This is a genomic window from Caballeronia sp. LZ033, assembly GCF_031451265.1.
Taxonomy (GTDB): Bacteria; Pseudomonadota; Gammaproteobacteria; order Burkholderiales; family Burkholderiaceae; genus Caballeronia.
In genome coordinates, this window is the sequence record NZ_JARUXQ010000001.1 from 3,294,684 (window position 1) to 3,309,959 (window position 15,276).

Annotated in this window: 16 protein-coding genes, 1 tRNA gene and 1 pseudogene; 12 read left to right on the plus strand and 6 right to left on the minus strand. The window is 62.4% G+C overall.

What is annotated here, in order from left to right; all coding sequences use genetic code 11:
- The first annotated feature begins 184 nt into the window (after window positions 1–184).
- Both QCE62_RS15390 and QCE62_RS15395 read left to right on the plus strand, forming a co-directional pair.
- Window positions 185–1,475: pseudogene (locus QCE62_RS15390) on the plus strand (MFS transporter).
- A 197-nt stretch (window positions 1,476–1,672) separates the two neighbouring features.
- Window positions 1,673–1,855, plus strand: a complete 183-nt coding sequence (locus tag QCE62_RS15395) for a hypothetical protein (protein WP_309811135.1) — start codon at window positions 1,673–1,675, stop codon at window positions 1,853–1,855.
- Window positions 1,856–1,928: 73 nt separating this feature from the next.
- Here the strand turns inward: QCE62_RS15395 and QCE62_RS15400 are convergent, their stop codons facing one another.
- On the minus strand, window positions 1,929–2,633 hold the full coding sequence (locus QCE62_RS15400) for a dienelactone hydrolase family protein (RefSeq protein ID WP_309919397.1): 705 nt from the start codon (window positions 2,631–2,633) through the stop codon (window positions 1,929–1,931).
- Between the two features lie 541 nt (window positions 2,634–3,174).
- On the opposite strand from QCE62_RS15400, the gene QCE62_RS15405 reads away from it, so the two are divergent.
- The gene (locus QCE62_RS15405) at window positions 3,175–4,320 is read left to right on the plus strand and encodes a branched-chain amino acid ABC transporter substrate-binding protein (RefSeq protein ID WP_309919399.1); all 1,146 of its coding nucleotides are present in this window, start codon (window positions 3,175–3,177) and stop codon (window positions 4,318–4,320) included.
- Window positions 4,321–4,376: 56 nt separating this feature from the next.
- Here QCE62_RS15405 and QCE62_RS15410 read toward each other — a convergent pair whose 3' ends face one another.
- The gene (locus QCE62_RS15410) at window positions 4,377–5,603 is read right to left on the minus strand and encodes an MFS transporter (RefSeq protein WP_309919402.1); all 1,227 of its coding nucleotides are present in this window, start codon (window positions 5,601–5,603) and stop codon (window positions 4,377–4,379) included.
- A 151-nt stretch (window positions 5,604–5,754) separates the two neighbouring features.
- Here QCE62_RS15410 and QCE62_RS15415 point away from each other — a divergent pair, with 151 nt between their 5' ends.
- The 3 genes from QCE62_RS15415 to QCE62_RS15425 all read left to right on the plus strand — a co-directional run bounded on the left by QCE62_RS15415 (window position 5,755) and on the right by QCE62_RS15425 (window position 8,470).
- Entirely contained in the window at window positions 5,755–6,420 is a 666-nt protein-coding gene (locus tag QCE62_RS15415) for a pyridoxamine 5'-phosphate oxidase family protein (RefSeq protein ID WP_309919405.1), read from the plus strand.
- 364 nt (window positions 6,421–6,784) lie between these two features.
- Entirely contained in the window at window positions 6,785–7,087 is a 303-nt protein-coding gene (locus tag QCE62_RS15420; protein ID WP_309811155.1) for an H-NS histone family protein, read from the plus strand.
- A 207-nt stretch (window positions 7,088–7,294) separates the two neighbouring features.
- Window positions 7,295–8,470, plus strand: a complete 1,176-nt coding sequence (locus QCE62_RS15425) for a cation diffusion facilitator family transporter (RefSeq protein ID WP_309919408.1) — start codon at window positions 7,295–7,297, stop codon at window positions 8,468–8,470.
- A gap of 30 nt (window positions 8,471–8,500) precedes the next feature.
- Here QCE62_RS15425 and QCE62_RS15430 read toward each other — a convergent pair whose 3' ends face one another.
- The 3 genes from QCE62_RS15430 to QCE62_RS15440 all read right to left on the minus strand — a co-directional run bounded on the left by QCE62_RS15430 (window position 8,501) and on the right by QCE62_RS15440 (window position 10,328).
- Window positions 8,501–8,959 carry an Lrp/AsnC family transcriptional regulator gene (locus tag QCE62_RS15430; RefSeq protein WP_008352298.1) on the minus strand — a complete coding sequence of 153 codons (459 nt, stop codon included), beginning with the start codon at window positions 8,957–8,959 and terminating at the stop codon, window positions 8,501–8,503.
- 104 nt (window positions 8,960–9,063) lie between these two features.
- Window positions 9,064–9,687, minus strand: a complete 624-nt coding sequence (locus QCE62_RS15435; protein ID WP_309919411.1) for an exonuclease — start codon at window positions 9,685–9,687, stop codon at window positions 9,064–9,066.
- Window positions 9,684–10,328, minus strand: a complete 645-nt coding sequence (locus QCE62_RS15440; protein ID WP_309919414.1) for an MBL fold metallo-hydrolase — start codon at window positions 10,326–10,328, stop codon at window positions 9,684–9,686. Before QCE62_RS15440 ends, QCE62_RS15435 begins: the two co-directional genes overlap by 4 nt.
- A gap of 663 nt (window positions 10,329–10,991) precedes the next feature.
- On the opposite strand from QCE62_RS15440, the gene QCE62_RS15445 reads away from it, so the two are divergent.
- Window positions 10,992–11,600: a septal ring lytic transglycosylase RlpA family protein gene (locus QCE62_RS15445; RefSeq protein WP_309919417.1), complete on the plus strand. Its 609-nt coding sequence runs from the start codon at window positions 10,992–10,994 to the stop codon at window positions 11,598–11,600.
- Window positions 11,601–11,680: 80 nt separating this feature from the next.
- On the opposite strand, the gene rsmI is transcribed toward QCE62_RS15445, so the two are convergent.
- On the minus strand, window positions 11,681–12,598 hold the full coding sequence (rsmI, locus tag QCE62_RS15450) for a 16S rRNA (cytidine(1402)-2'-O)-methyltransferase (protein WP_309919420.1): 918 nt from the start codon (window positions 12,596–12,598) through the stop codon (window positions 11,681–11,683).
- Window positions 12,599–12,677: 79 nt separating this feature from the next.
- Between rsmI and QCE62_RS15455 the strand changes: the two genes are divergently transcribed.
- From QCE62_RS15455 to QCE62_RS15475, 5 genes are all read left to right on the plus strand, one after another.
- Window positions 12,678–13,031 (plus strand): YraN family protein, encoded by a 354-nt coding sequence (locus QCE62_RS15455; RefSeq protein WP_309919423.1) that lies wholly within the window; start codon window positions 12,678–12,680, stop codon window positions 13,029–13,031.
- Window positions 13,032–13,153: 122 nt separating this feature from the next.
- Window positions 13,154–13,741 (plus strand): phosphoheptose isomerase, encoded by a 588-nt coding sequence (locus QCE62_RS15460; protein ID WP_309919426.1) that lies wholly within the window; start codon window positions 13,154–13,156, stop codon window positions 13,739–13,741.
- Window positions 13,742–13,764: 23 nt separating this feature from the next.
- Window positions 13,765–14,577 carry a BON domain-containing protein gene (locus QCE62_RS15465; protein WP_309919429.1) on the plus strand — a complete coding sequence of 271 codons (813 nt, stop codon included), beginning with the start codon at window positions 13,765–13,767 and terminating at the stop codon, window positions 14,575–14,577.
- The gene (locus QCE62_RS15470; protein WP_309919432.1) at window positions 14,574–14,918 is read left to right on the plus strand and encodes a c-type cytochrome; all 345 of its coding nucleotides are present in this window, start codon (window positions 14,574–14,576) and stop codon (window positions 14,916–14,918) included. The genes QCE62_RS15465 and QCE62_RS15470 overlap by 4 nt, the downstream gene beginning before the upstream one ends.
- A 69-nt stretch (window positions 14,919–14,987) precedes the next feature.
- Window positions 14,988–15,063 (plus strand) — tRNA-Ala (locus QCE62_RS15475).
- Window positions 15,064–15,276 lie beyond the last annotated feature (213 nt).

Below are 15,276 nucleotides of genomic sequence, written 5' to 3' on the forward strand. Positions count from 1 at the left end.
GAACGATTGTGCGCTTACTTTAGCGCATCGCGGCGCGCCGACGCGACGCCAATTGCCGTCTTATGTTGTCGAGCGCAGACGGTTGGAAGTAATTACTCGCTGATCTTCCGCCAAACCGTTCCGCGCATTAGGCAAAACCCTCAGGGCGGCGTATCGTTGAAGGTTTGTCAGAGAATACTTAAAAATGAGCGCTGCTTCGGCTGGGCAAACTCCGGAAGGCGATGTCGATGAGCCCCCGTATCTCGAACGCGGCTCGCGGGCCTACTGGCGGGCGTCGCTCGCGCTGCTGTTCGCCGGCTACGCCACCTTTTCGCTACTTTATTGCGTGCAGCCGCTGCTTCCGGAGTTCACGAAGGCGTTCGGCGGCAGTCAGCGCGCTGGCGGTGTCGGTCAGCACGGCCGCCCTGGCGATCGCGATCTTCATCGCGGGATTCGTCTCTGAAAGCTGGAGCCGTCATCGGCTGATGACGCTTTCGCTGCTGGCGTCGTCGGTGTTGACCGTGCTCGCGGCCGTGCTGCCGGACTGGCACGCGCTGCTCATCGTGCGCGCATTGGCCGGTTTTGCGCTCGGCGGCGTGCCCGCCGTCGCAATGGCCTATCTCGCCGAGGAAGTGCATCCGAAGGGTCTCGGCCTCGCGATGGGACTTTATGTTGGCGGAACGGCCATTGGCGGCATGGCCGGGCGCGTGATCAGCGGCGTGCTGGCGGACCTGTTCGGCTGGCGCGTGGCGATCGGCGGAATCGGGGTGCTAGGACTGCTCGCCATGCTGATCTTTCGCGCGCTGCTGCCGCCGTCGCAACGCTTTCAGCCCCGGCGCGGCGTCGGTTTCACGCAGCATCGACGCTCGCTGGCCGGACACGTGCGCCATCGCGGCCTGCCGTTCCTGTTCCTGCTGGGCTTCGTCATGATGGGCAGCTTCGTCACGCTGTATAACTACGTCGGCTATCGCCTGCTCGGCGCGCCGTTCCGCCTGAATCAGACCCAGATCGGCGCGATCTTCACCGTCTATCTGACAGGAGTCATCGCTTCGCCCAGTTCCGGCAAGCTGGCCGATGCCTTCGGGCGCGGCCGTGTGCTGATCGCCAGTCTTCTGCTGATGATGCTCGGCATCGCGCTGACCCTGTCGATGTCGCTGCCGGTGATCATCGCGGGCATCGCCTGCCTGACGTTCGGTTTCTTCGCCGGCCATTCGGTGGCGAGCGGCTGGGTCGGACGGCTCGCCGCGCAGGCGAAAGGTCAGGCGGCGGCGCTCTATCTGCTCGCGTATTACATCGGCTCGAGCGTGATCGGCTCATATGGCGGCCACTTCTGGACCGCGTTCGGCTGGCCGGGCGTGGCCGGACTCATCGGCGCGCTGCTGCTGGTTGGGCTGGCGGCTGCGGTGTATCTCGATCGCAGGGAGCGGAAGATCGGAACTGCACCCGCGATAGGCCACGCGTCAATCAGAAAGCCAGTTGAAATACGAAGAAAGTAAGGGTTTTTACGCGGGCGCTTAAAAAAGTTGACTGCAAGCCCTTGTCGCGCAAGGGTTTTACGATTGCGCTTGTCTCCCGCCGAACGAAGAAGGCCCGACGCCCTTCGAGGCGCCGCCTATACTCGAAATGTCGACGCACAGAACAGAACTTCAGCGCGCGACAACCCAGGTACAAGCTGGACGAAGGGAGACGCACCATGACGTATTTCACGATCGGCGACTTCATCTTGATCATTCCGATGGCGCTCGCCGGCGCCCTGTTCCTCGGGGCCATTCCCTGCGCAACGCATTTCAAGAACAACACCTTGCGCGTGTGCGGTGCGCTGCTCGGCGTGCTCGCCGCGTTCCTGCTGGTCGAAGGACTGCCCGCGCTGATCTAGCGCCGGCCCGGCAGTCCCGCAGGCTGTTCCACGCCTGACCGGCGCGCGCTTTCGTGCGCGCGCCGTCGAGTGCTTACAGGTGTTCGCCGAGGAAGGTCAGCGTGCGTCCGTGCGCGAGCGCCGATGCCTTCGCGTTGTACGAAGCGCGATCGCCGCAGTTGAAGCCGTGATCGGCTTGCGGATACACATACAGTTCCGAATCCTTGCGTGCGGCAAACTTCTGCCGCACGGCATCCACCGCGTCCGCCGGGATGTGAGCGTCGAGTTCACCGTAGTGGAACTGCATCGGCACCTTGACCTGGTCGGCCTGATCGAGCGCGTTCTGAATGCCGCCGCCGTAATACGCCACTGCCAGATCCAACGATCCCTGCGCCGCCGCCAGATAGGCTAGCCGGCCGCCGAAGCAGTAACCGATCGCCGCCACCTTGCCCGTCACTTCCGGCAATGCGCGCAGCGCCTTGGCCGCTGCGCCGACGTCGGCGACCGCGGCTTCCACCTTGGTCTTCTGCAGCAGTTCCATCGCCTTCTCGCGATCCGCGCCTTCGTAGCCCAGCTCGACGCGCGGCTGCGTGCGCCAGAAGACGTCCGGTGCGAGTGCGACATAGCCATCGGCCGCATATTGATCCGCAACGCTGCGGATGTGGCCATTCACCCCGAAGATCTCTTGCAGGATGATGACGGCCGGTCCGCTACCCGTCTTGGGCAGGGCGAGATAGCCTTGGAAGCTGCCGCCATCGGCGGGAATGTCGATCCAGCGGGATGTCACGGGTACGGTCACGTCGAAGCTCCTTGTGTGTGAGATGCCGAGGCGGGTGAGTGTGCCAGCTTTCCCTTTCAGCCGCCCTGTGCCGGTTCGGCGCTGCCTGGCACGATGCTTGACCACGTGAAGCATTTTTAGAGCGGCGAGCCTAATCGCCGGCTAAAAGCGAGGCTTTAAAACGGGCTAATGATCTGACGGCCGGAGATTATCGGCGTCGTGTGATGAAACTTGAATGACGCTCAAAAGACTGTAAGCCGATGTCGCGGAAACCCGCATGAACAGGGCGTCTTCGCGCAAACGCCAGCACAAACCGACGGCGCTCACAACTGGCCGTTAATCGGTAGTGACACCAGTATCCTAAAAAACTTCCCTAAATTAATTTGACAACCCTACACTTGCGCGCAGTGCGGATGGCGGCCGCCACGAACGGCCCGCCGGAAGGACTTGCCAAGTGCATGACGATGCATCCGGCGTGGTCGTCCACGGGACTGAGCGATCGAGATGAAAGACGGGGCACAGGGCGATTACGTTGTTTTTGGGACCGAAACTGGAGACTTACATGAACACCAAGCTTCACAAACTGTTGCCGATCAGCGCCGCGGCTGTTTTGTTCGCCACGCTGGCAACGACCGCAGCAGCCGACCAGGTCGTCAAGATCGGTCACGTCGCTCCGCTGACCGGCGGCATTGCTCACCTGGGCAAGGACAACGAAAACGGCGCGCGGCTGGCAGTCGAAGAGATCAACGCAAAGGGTCTCACGATCGGCGGTGAAAAGATCACGTTGCAACTGGACCCGCAAGACGACGCCGCTGACCCGCGTACCGCTACGCAGGTTGCGCAGAAGCTCGTCGATGACAAGGTCGTGGCCGTCGTCGGCCACCTGAACTCCGGCACCTCGATCCCGGCGTCGAAGATCTACAGCGATGCGGGCATCGTGCAGATTTCCCCGTCGGCAACGAACCCGGCCTACACGCAGCAAGGCTTCAAGACGACGTACCGCGTCGTCGCGACCGATGCGCAACAGGGCCCGGCGCTCGCCAACTACGCGGCGAAGAACCTGAAGGTGAAGACGGTTGCCGTCGTCGACGACTCGACCGCTTACGGCCAGGGTCTCGCGAACGAGTTCGAGAAGACGGCCAAGTCGCTTGGCCTGAAGGTGATCTCGCATGACGCGACGAACGACAAGGCTGTCGACTTCCGCGCGATTCTGACGAAGATCAAGGGCGAAAACCCCGACGCCGTGATGTACGGCGGCATGGACGCAACCGGCGGCCCGTTCGCGAAGCAAGCCAAGCAGCTCGGCCTGCGCGCGAAGGTTCTGGCCGGCGACGGCGTCTGCACCGAGAAGCTGGCTGACCTCGCCGGCGACGCGACCGACAACGTCGTGTGCTCGGAAGCCGGCATGGCGCTGGAAAAGATGGACGGCGGCGCGGCATTCGCGGCCAAGTTCCAGAAGCGTTTCGGCCAGCCGATCCAGATCTACGCGCCGTTCACGTATGACGCGGTGTACATCATCGTCGACGCGATGAAGCGCGCGAACTCGACCGATCCGGCGAAGATCCTCGCTGCGATGCCGAACACGGACTACAAGGGCGTGATCGGTCAGACGAGCTTCGATTCGAAGGGCGACCTGAAGCACGGCGTGATCTCGCTGTACGACTACAAGAAGGGCAAGAAGACCCTGCTCGACGTCGTCAAGATGTAAGTCACACGGGACTTCGGTCCTGAGAAACGCGCGGCGCCGCAAGGGCCGCGCGTTTTTTATATCTTCAGCCGTCTGAGGATCTTCGGTCCGATCAGCGTGATGATCGCGCAGCAGGCGGCGACCACGCACAGGCCGATGGGCAGACTGGTGACCTGTGCAACGCCGCCGATCAGCACCGGCCCGAGCAACAGCCCGAAATACGCGAGACCCGCGACCTGCGCGAGTCCTTCGGCGGGCGTCACGCCTTCGACGCGCGCCGCCGCCGCGAACAGCACCGGCATCATGTTCGCGAGACCGAGTCCCATCAGCGTGAAGCCGGTCATCGTGAAGACGGTGTTCGGTAGCACGAGCGCCATCACCATGCCGACGAACGCGAGCCCCGCGCTGCCGAAGATCAGTTGCGGCGCACCGAAGCGCGCGCGCACCGCGTCGCCGCCGAAGCGGCCCGCCGCCATGCCGCCCGAGAAGGCGGCGTAGGCGGCGCTCGATACCGAGGGCGTCGCCTGCACCACGTCGCGCATGTAGACGGTGGCCCAGTCGTACATCGCGCCCTCGGCGATCAGCGCGATCAGCGCCAGGCCGCCGAGCGCCCACAGCGCGCCCGAGCGCCAGCGTTTCGACGACGACGCCTTCGCGTGTTCATCGTGATGCGGCACGTGCGGCAGCGTGGCGGGGATCGAGACGAGCAGCACCAGCAGGCTCACGCCCGAGGCCAGCGCGAAATGCGCCGCCGGCGCGAGTCCGTGGGCGAGCAGCGCGCCGCCCGCCGCCGCGCCCGCCATCCCGCCGATGCTGAACATGCCGTGCAGCGACGACATGATCGGCCGGTCCAGAGCCTCTTCGACCGCGCTGGCCTCGGCGTTCATCGCGACGTCGAGCGTGGCCATGCCGAAGCCGAACAGGGCGAGCACGAGCAGCAGCAGCCAAAACCACGGCGTCACGAGCACCAGCGCGCCGCAGACCATCATCAGGACGCCGCCCGTCATGCACGCGGTCCGCGTGCCGGCGCGCGCGATCCACGAGCCGGCGGTGAGCATCGCGAAAATCGAGCCGCCTGCCACCGCGAACAGCGCGAGGGACAGCATGCCGGGACTGAGCGAGAACTTGTCGCGCACCGTCGGCACGTGGACGCCCCACGTTGCGTACATCATGCCGGCGATGAAGAAGATGGCCATCGTCGCGTAGCGGGCGCGCACGCGCGTGGCGTAGGGAAGGCTGCGATGCAGCGCGAGCGCCGGACTGGTTTCGCGGACGGCGGAAGAGGCGGTGGTCGAATCTGACACGGGAGGGCTTCTGGAGTGGGGCGCAACGCAGGGCAACCTGACAGCTTGCCTGCTTGCGCGAAGGCTTTCGATTCTATCGAACGGCCAGGAGACACGCTTGAGGGCGCTGCATTACCATCGCGTGGACATATCGCAGCCGTACGAGGATTCAATGCATATTCCGTCGCAAGCCCCGCTTCATTTGCTGCATCACGTCGCGGAAGGCACGCTCGCCACGCATTCGCGCGAACCCGAGGGCTTTCCGTATCCGACCGCCCTGCCGTTTGCACTGACCGCGAAGCACCTGCCGATGCTGCTGATCAGCCGTCTCGCCGAACACACGCGCAACCTGCAAGCCAATGCACAGGCGGGCTTTCTGGTCACTCACGCGGGACACGGCGACGTGCTGGAGGGACAGCGTCTGACGATGCTCGGCGCTTTCTCGCCCGCGGCGCCGGAAGAGAGCGACCGGCTCGCCCGACGCTATCTGCGCTATCACCCGCAAGCGGCGCGTTATCTGGAATTGGGCGACTTCTCTTTCTGGGTGATGAAACTGGCGCGGATGCGTTATATCGGCGGCTTTGGCGCGATGGGCTGGCTCGGCGAAGACCAGCTGGATCCGCTCGAGCCGCTTTCATACGATGACGAATCATCGTTGTGTGAATATTTCGACGCTTATCCCGGCCGGCCTGCCGGAACCCGATTAATGGGGATTGACCGTTACGGATGCGATTTGCAGCATGAAGACTGTCGCAATCGTTTTACATTCGATAAGCCCAAGGAAACAAGAGATGAACTGAAGCTTGCGCTTATCGATTGTTTCGAGCGAAACGTCTGAATTCCCACTGAATGGTAAAAGAGCCGGAGGCTTCTCATGGACATTACAAAATCCAGCGAGAAGCTCACCAAGCTGTCATTCCATGAAACGTTCGAGGTGTGACAGGCGGATTGTTATCATGCGATGGCAGCACGACGCGGGTATTTTGTTTGCGCTGCATCTTTTTAAGCTTAATGGACAGTGCTTCGGCGCTCGGAATTATCGGCAAATCTTACGAAGAAAGTCGCAAAAGTTTATTAAGCGGCAAACCGCACGTGCCGCGTTAATCGGAACTGTGTTAATCTGCGTGCCAGTCCGAGGCTATACCGAAAACTGCAAGCGAGCGAGTCGATTCGTAAATCAGCAAACCACTTAGGGAATTGCCATGCCTTCATACAAGGAACTGCTCGCACAGCGCGAGTCTCTTGAACGCCAGATTGAAGAAGCAAAGTCGCGCGAATACGCCGAAGTACTTAATGAGATCAAGCAGAAAATGGCGGATTACGGCATCACGCTTCAGGAACTCGCTGGCGGCCGGGGTGCAAAGGTGTCAAAGGCATCGCGCAGCCGTTCGGGCGTCGCACCGAAGTATCGCGACCCGGAAAGCGGCAGCACGTGGTCTGGCCGCGGCAAGCCGCCGAAATGGATTGCCGGACAGGACCGCGACAGCTTCCTGATCAGCAAGTAACTTTTTGCGTCAAGATTGTCGGTAAAGGCCGCGTCCGCAGGGACACGGCCTTTCTGTTTTTGTGGCGCAGGTTTTGTTGCGGCGACGAATGCCGCAGTAGACTTGTCCGAAATTCTTGCAGGCCAGCTTCAAACATACGATGCGAACCCGGCATTATTTGCGCGCGGCGCGTTAAAGTGACCGTCTGAACAAGCAGGACGCAATCACATGTCACTTTCGAGTTCGAGTGTTGCTGAAAAGCAGGCAGTTGCCCGCAGGACGACCTGGGCGAGCATTGGGCTGAATAGCGGACTCGTGATTGCGCAACTCGTCGTCGGTTTTCTTGCTCACTCCCAGGCCTTGATTGCGGACGGCATTCACTCTCTGGCCGATATTGTGTCTGATTTCATTGTTCTGGTCGCCAATCGGCATGCGGCCGCCGCGCCAGACCTCGATCATAACTACGGGCATAGCCGTTATGAGACGGTTGCGTCATTATTCCTCGGCGGATTGTTGATCGCGGTCGGAGTCGGCATGTTATGGCGCGCGGGAACCCGACTCGTGAACCTTCAGGATATTCCGCCGGTTCACGCCATCGCCTTGCCGGTGGCAATCGTTGTATTGATTTCGAAAGAAGCATTGTTTCGATTCATGCTCCGTGCTGCGGAAAGAGTTCGTTCGGCCATGTTGGTCGCAAATGCATGGCATGCGCGCTCTGATGCGGCTTCTTCGCTGGTGGTTGCGTTGGGAATTGTCGGCAGTCTGGCGGGATTTCGTATTCTCGACCCGATTGCCGCAGCGCTTGTGGGGTTTCTGATTGCGAAAATGGGATGGACGTTCGCGTGGGACGCGTTGCAGGATTTGTCCGATCGCGCGCTCGATCAAACCACCACGAATGATTTGCGTGTGATTTTGCTGAACACGCCCGGCGTGCGGGAAGTGCATGAACTACGCACGAGAAAAATGGGCGATCTCGCCATGGTCGATGCTCATATTCTCGTGGATCCGCTGATATCGGTTTCGGAAGGTCATTTCATCGCGGAATCGGCGCGCGCCCATGTCCGCGCCGACCCGCGCGTGCTCGATGCGCTCATTCACGTCGATCCGGAAAGCGATGAGCTCAATCCGTTGCCGGGCAACTTCCCCTTGCGGTCGGTGGTCAGCGAAGCCGTGCGCAGTGCGTTTGCTCAGCATGGCTTAACGGTTCAGTCGCTGGGCCTGCATTATTTGAGCGGCGGCTTTGCCGTCGAGATCGTCTTGCCGGCGCCGGCCGCGCATGACACCGAAGCAAGGCTCGGTGCGATTAACTTCGAGGCACTCGCCCGACGGATCGGCGCGCGTGAAATTCGCCTGACACAGGCGCTCGACGTTTCCCGCGCTCCGCATCCCGACCGCGCAACCTGAAGCGTCAGGCCAGAGCGCCGGTGTTTCGACTCAAAGCGGCAACTGCGTATCGAACTTGATCTCGCGCAGCACGACGCTGGTGCGAACCTGCGCGACAGCCGGAATCTTGAAAATGCGGTCGTGCAGGAATGCGTCGTAGGCCTTGATGTCCGGCGCGACGATCTTGAGGATGTAGTCCGATTCGCCGGTGGTGCTGTAGCACTCGGTCACTTCGGGGCAGGTGGCGATCTCGCGCTCGAATTGCTCGACGCCGCCTTCCGTGTGCCGTGTGAGATGGATATGGGCAAGTGCGCAGACGTGCAGGCCGAGCTTTTCGCGGTCGAGCAGCGCGGTGTAGCGCTGGATCACACCAGATTGCTCCATGTCCTTGATGCGACGCCAGCATGGCGTACTCGACAGCCCGACCTGATCCGAAATTTCCTGAACGGAGCGTCGTGCATCCAGTTGCAGAAGACGCAGGATTTTTTGTGAGAATGTATCGAGAGTCAACTGCGCCTCCGTTCGGTCGCGATCTGACTCTTATGGTAGAGGCCTCGGAAAAGAAACGCAATGCAATGCGGCTGCACTGAGGGAGTTTCCCTAACTCGCTGGCCTCACTGCGCGGTTTTACCTTCCGTGTCGCCGGGTGCCCCGGCCGTGACGCCAGCCGCCTTTTGCGTGGCGCGCAACTCCGCCAGCATGTTGCAGAAGAGGGCGCCTTGCTCGATGGCGTCGTCGAGCGCGACGTGGGTATGCGGCAATTCGTCGAACCAGTGTTTGGGCAGACGCGGCTTGATGGCCTTGCGGTACGGCAGGCCCGTCATCGCGAAGGCGAGCGTCTTGATGTCGAGCGCCGACCACGAGAACGGGCAGCGCTCGGCGAAGCGCATCATGTACCAGAACATATAGGTAAAGTCGAAGCCCGCCGGATAAGCGACGAACACCGGCTTGCCCGGCAGGGCTTCCACCCATTCGACATAGGCCCGCAGTGCCGGCTCGGGTTTCTGCAGGTCCTTGCGGCAGGCGGCCCACGCGTCGGGCTGCGTCTTCCACCAGGCGGCCTGCACCGGATGCGGCGCTGCGCCTTCGAGCGTTTCGAGATTCGCGGAGAACGTGGCGATGAGTTGCTTATCGGCAGTGAAGGCGGCCGACGCGAAACTTAGCATCGAATGCGGACCGGGAATGGGGCCGTCGGCTTCGACGTCGGTGCTGACGTAGATTTCGGGAATGGCATTCACGCGGGGACTCCATCGCCGACGTAGGGATTGCTGCGGCGTTCTTCGCCGAACGTCGAGGCTGGGCCGTGGCCTGGCACGAAGGTGACGTCGTCGCCGAGCGGCCAGAGCTTTTCGCGGATCGAGCGCACGAGATCGGCGTGATTGCCGCGCGGGAAGTCGGTGCGGCCAATGGACCCCGCGAACAGCACGTCGCCGACGAACGCCACCTCGTGAGCCCGGCTGAAGAAGATCACATGACCCGGCGTATGGCCGGGACAGAAATAGACCTCCATGGTTTCGTCGCCGAACTGCACGGTGTCGCCGTTGTCGAGCCAGCGGGCGGGGGTGAAGGCTTCGGCATTCGAAAACCCGAAGCGCTGCGTCTGCTCTGGCAACTGGTCGATCCAGAACGCGTCTTCCCGATGCGGGCCCTCTATCTGTACACCGTAGTGGTCCGCGAGCGCTTTCGCTCCGCCGCAATGGTCGAGATGGCCGTGCGTCAGCAGGATCTTCTCGACCGTTACGCCTTGCTGCTCGACTGCCGCGATGATGCGTTCGATGTCGCCGCCTGGATCGACGACCGCCGCGCGCCGCGTCGTCTCACAGATGACGATGGAGCAGTTCTGCTGGAACGGCGTCACGGGAACGAGAATGACTTTCATATGACTGTCGTGGGTACCAGTGAGGCTGTAAAAACGTCCATTGTACCGAGCCGCATTGGGGAGCGATGGGCCTCGGTTAATGACGGAAAACGAGGCGGGAACCGGCAATTCTTACGGTCATAGTGAAAATCAATGACGGTTTGCACAGTCCGGTGAGCTCAACCCCGGTTTTTTTGTATAATGGCACTACTTGTGCATGGGAGTCACCATGCTGTCATCAGGTGAATGTTCAGACGCTAGCGCGTTTTTACAATTGCCTTCAGTACGCTGTTGGGGGCCAAAAGCCTCGCAATCGCAATTCAAGCACCTTCCGTAGGTGCACACGTCTTGTCCGGCCAGACGCCGCGCGTCTGTCAGATGGCCTTGCTGCCGTCACGCCGGATGGGGCCTACGCCGCCGTTCCTGCGCCTTACTGGTTTGTCCAGCGCACGAGCGTGATGCCATGTTCGATGGCGGCATGTGGGGTCTGGTCAGGCTGCCGGGGACAGGTTGCGCCAGACGTGAACAATAACCGGGCTTTGCGGCACGAGTACGCCGCATCCGTGCAGGGCCAGCCGTTCGCTTGACCGAGCGGCTTTGTGCTTTGGCGCGGCCATGCCTCGTGCAGCCTTGCGCGCGCCGACCAGCGCAGCGCGGCTGCGCTTTTATCGTTGGTACACGTCTATGAATGCTCGATTTATTCGACATGTCGGGAGCCTGCTAGCCGTTGGTGTGCTGGCTGGTTGCGCCGCGCCGGGTTCGGGCGATGTCGCATCCAATCCTCAGACTACAAAGTCTCTCAGCACGAGCAGTGCCCGCCCGGTCGGGCCGCTCGCCTTCGATTCGCACCTGTCCGCGCTTCCGGCGGACAAGCCGGCGCAACCGACGCAGTCGCTGTCTGACGCCGAGCCGATCACCACTGGTCCGGACGTCGGCAGCTTCGAACAGAAGGGCAAGGCGTCGTGGTACGGCCGCATGTTCCATGGCCGCAAGACTGCCAGTGGCGAGAAGTTCAACATGAACGCCATGACCGCCGCGCACCGTACGTTGCCGCTGGCTTCGTGGGTTCGCGTGACGAACGAGGCGAATCACAAGACGGTCGTCGTGAAGATCAACGACCGTGGCCCGTACGTGCGCGGACGCGTGATCGACCTGTCCTATGCCGCCGCGGCCGTGCTCGGCATGCGCGGCACGGGTACGCAGAAGGTGAAGATCGAAGGGCTCACGCAGCAGGAAGCGCGCGAGGCTCGTGAAGAACAGGCGCAGTCGCTGGCTGACGACAGCGTGAACTGATCGCGCGGGTTTCAGTGATTGCCTGAACGCGTTGCTTCGTTCCGGAACCATGACGGGCCGTCTTGCGACGGCCCGTTTTTTTATTTGTCGTTGGCTTCATGGCTCTCGTGCCCTGCGCGCTTCGCGAGCATGAGCGCGCGCTCGTAGAGCACATTGCGCGACGCGCCGGTCAAGGTCGCGGCGATGCGCGCCGCGCTCTTCACCGATAACTCCTCCAGCAAGGTTCCAAGCAGGCCGTCGTGGGCGTCATCGGCGTCCTCGGTATCGGGCGCGCCTTCCACCACCAGCACGAACTCGCCGCGTTGACGGTTTGCATCGGCTTCGAGCCATGCTGGCCCTTCGGCCAGGGTGCAGCGATGCAGACTCTCATGTAACTTCGTCAACTCACGGGCAATCAACAACTGCCGGTCGCCGCCGAAGGCCTCGGCGAGCGCGCGCACGGTCTCGACAATGCGGTGCGGCGCTTCGTAGAAGACCAGTGCCATCGGATGATGAGTGAGCGTCCGCAGATGCGTGGCGCGCTGCTTTGCCTTGGTCGGCAGGAAGCCGATGAACGTGAAGCTCTTCACCCAGGCGCCGGCCGCGCTCAAGGCTGTCGTGAGCGCGCTGGCGCCCGGCATTGGGATCACCGGAAGTCCGGCTTCACGCACGGCATCGACGAGACGCGCGCCAGGATCGGAGATGCCCGGCGTGCCGGCGTCGGAGACACAGGCGATGCGCTCGCCGTTGCGCAAATGCGCGATCACGCGTTCGGCGGCGCTGTTCTCGTTGTGCTCGTGTACGGCGATCGACGGTTTCGAGATGCCGTAGCGCGCGAGCAATTGCGAGGTGTTGCGCGTGTCTTCGGCGGCGATGCGATCCGCCAGTCCAAGCACATGCAGCGCGCGCAGCGTGATGTCCGCGACATTGCCGATCGGGGTGGCGACCACGTAGAGCGCGCCCGTCGGATAGGTCTGTCCATCGGCGAGGCCGGAGAGTGACGCGGGAAGTGACGACATGTGACGGGCATCGGGGGAAAGGACGTCATTTTGCCACGCCCGATGTAGCCGTCCCGTCGACAACTTTCGTGGAGAAGCCATGTCCAAGACGCTCGGCGATGCGTTCGAAGCTCACGCGCTCGACTATCTGCAGCGGCGGCGCATGCGGCTGGTCGCGCGCAACGTGACGTGCCGCGGCGGCGAACTGGATCTCGTGATGCTCGATGCGCACGGCGCGCTGGTGTTCGTCGAAGTGCGGGCGAGGCGGAGCAGACGCTTCGCGCAGGCGGCGGCGAGTATCGATGCCAGGAAACGTGCGCGGCTCGTGCGTGCCGCGGAGCATTTCCTGGCGACATGGCGCGGCGCGTTGCCGGCCTGCCGTTTTGATGTCGTCACCTTCGATGCCGGCCGCATCCACTGGCTGCCCGACGCCTTTCGCGCGGACGAAGCCTGAAGCAGCGTCGTGCTGCGTGATGCATGCGGTAAACTGCGCAACAACCTTCGTCCGGGCAGCGCTTCGGGCGCTACCCTCACATGCCGCACGGCGCCGCAGGTTGCGGCCGATGATCGAGAGCGATGTCAGTCGAACGTATCCAGCAGCATTTTCGCGACAGCGCGTCGCTCACACTCGAAGCACTCGATGCGCTGGCGGTCCCGATCGCGGCGGCCGTCGACACGCTCTTTGGCGCACTCGCCAATGGCAACAAGATTCTCGTGTGCGGCAATGGCGGCTCGGCTGCCGATGCGCAGCGTTTCGCGGCGCATCTCATTGGCCGCTTCGAGCGGGAGCGTCCGGGCTTGCCGGCGATTGCACTGACCACCGATACCTCGATCCTGACGGCCATCGGCAACGACTTCGCCTTCGAGCAGATCTTCTCGAACCAGGTGCGCGCGCTGGGGCAGGCGGAAGACGTGTTGCTGGCGCTCGGTACGTCGGGGAATGATGTGAACGTGCTCGCGGCCATCCAGGAGGCGCATGGGCGCGAGATGCTCGTGATCGCGCTGTCCGGCGACGGCGGCGGCGCAATGAACGACGTGCTGGCCGAAACCGACATCCATATCTGCGTGCCGTCGGAGCGGACGGCGCGGATCCAGGAAGTCCAGCTGCTGACCATTCACTGTCTGTGCGACGGCATCGATGCGATGCTGCTCGGCGACGATTGAAACTCAAAGGGGGAACGGAGTTGATGAACAAGACACGCGTCAAGGCGACTTTGGCCAATGCCACGCTGGTGCTGAGCATGTTGTCGGGGGTTGCGTTGACGTTGCAGGGCTGCGCGCTTGCGGTGGTCGGCGCGGCGGCCGGGGGAACCTTGATCGCGACCGACCGGCGCACGCTCGGTGCCCAGACGGAGGATCGCGAGATTCAGGTGAAGGCGCTTTCGCGCATCAACGAGAACCTGCCGGATACCGCGCATGTGAACGTGACGGTGTTCAATCGGCGTGTGCTGCTGACCGGCGAAGTTCCGGATGATGCCGCGAAGCAGAAGGCCGAGGCCGTGGTGCGCGATATCAACAATGTGGGCAGCATTGTCAATGAGCTGTCGGTGCAGGGGGCGAGCTCGCTTTCGTCGCGGGCCAATGACTCATATCTCGAGACGCGCGTGAAGACGGCGATGGTCGGCGAGAAGGATCTGCGCGCGAACTACTACAAGGTGGTGTGCGAGCGCAGCATCGTTTATCTGATGGGGCTTGTGACGCAGGATGAAGGTGCGCATGGCGCGGATGTCGCGGCGCGGGTGCCGGGCGTGGAGCAGGTGGTGAAGGTGTATCAGTACATCAAGCCGGAAGAGGCACAGGCGCTGGAGGCGGCGGCGGCATCGGATGCGAGCGCGGTGTCGGCGGCGAGCGCGCCGGCTCCAGCGGAGGCTACGGTGGGGACGGTGCCTGATTCCGGGGTGACGTCGCGTCCGCTCGATCAGCAAGCGCCTGCGCCAGTGAAGAACTCGGATGTGCATCCGGGGGCTTCTTCTTCAGGCTCTGCTCCGGCGGTGAAATGAGAATGCGCGGATTGGTGGTTGTTGTTGCGATGGTTGTGGTGGCGATCGATGCTAAGGCGGCGGAGCAGGCTGTTTCTGCCGCTGATGCGATGGCCATCGCTCGCAGCAATGCGTGCATGGGGTGTCATGCGGTTGATCGGAAGCTGGTTGGGCCTTCGTTTCAGCAAGTTGCGGAGAAGTACAAGGGGCAACCGCAGGCTAGCGTGCAGCTTGAGAAGAAGGTGAAGAACGGTGGGGCGGGAGTCTGGGGATCGATTCCGATGCCTTCCCACCCGCGGATGAATGATGCGGATATCAAGACGGTCGTGGCTTGGGTGCTGGCTGGGGCGCCTGGCAAGTAAGCCGGTGAGCCGCTATCGTCCGATGGCTTGCACCTCAGCCAATCCGCTGTGATATTATTTTGCTTCGTTGGGGGGGTAGCTCAGCTGGGAGAGCGTCGCGTTCGCAATGCGAAGGTCGGGAGTTCGATCCTCCTCCTCTCCACCAGGAAAATCAATGGGTTACAGGCAGATCGCCTGTAACCCATTTGTGTTTCTGCGGTCCGTGTAACCCTTGTGTAACCGGATTCGGTCCACCCGGATCCATGTCATTCCTAGTGCGAGCAGTGACGGTCGGTACACTGGCCGAGCGCGACGATATTGTCTCGACGTTGCTTACAGCGCCTTGACTTGTAGGCCACGATCCCGGCTTCCAGACGCT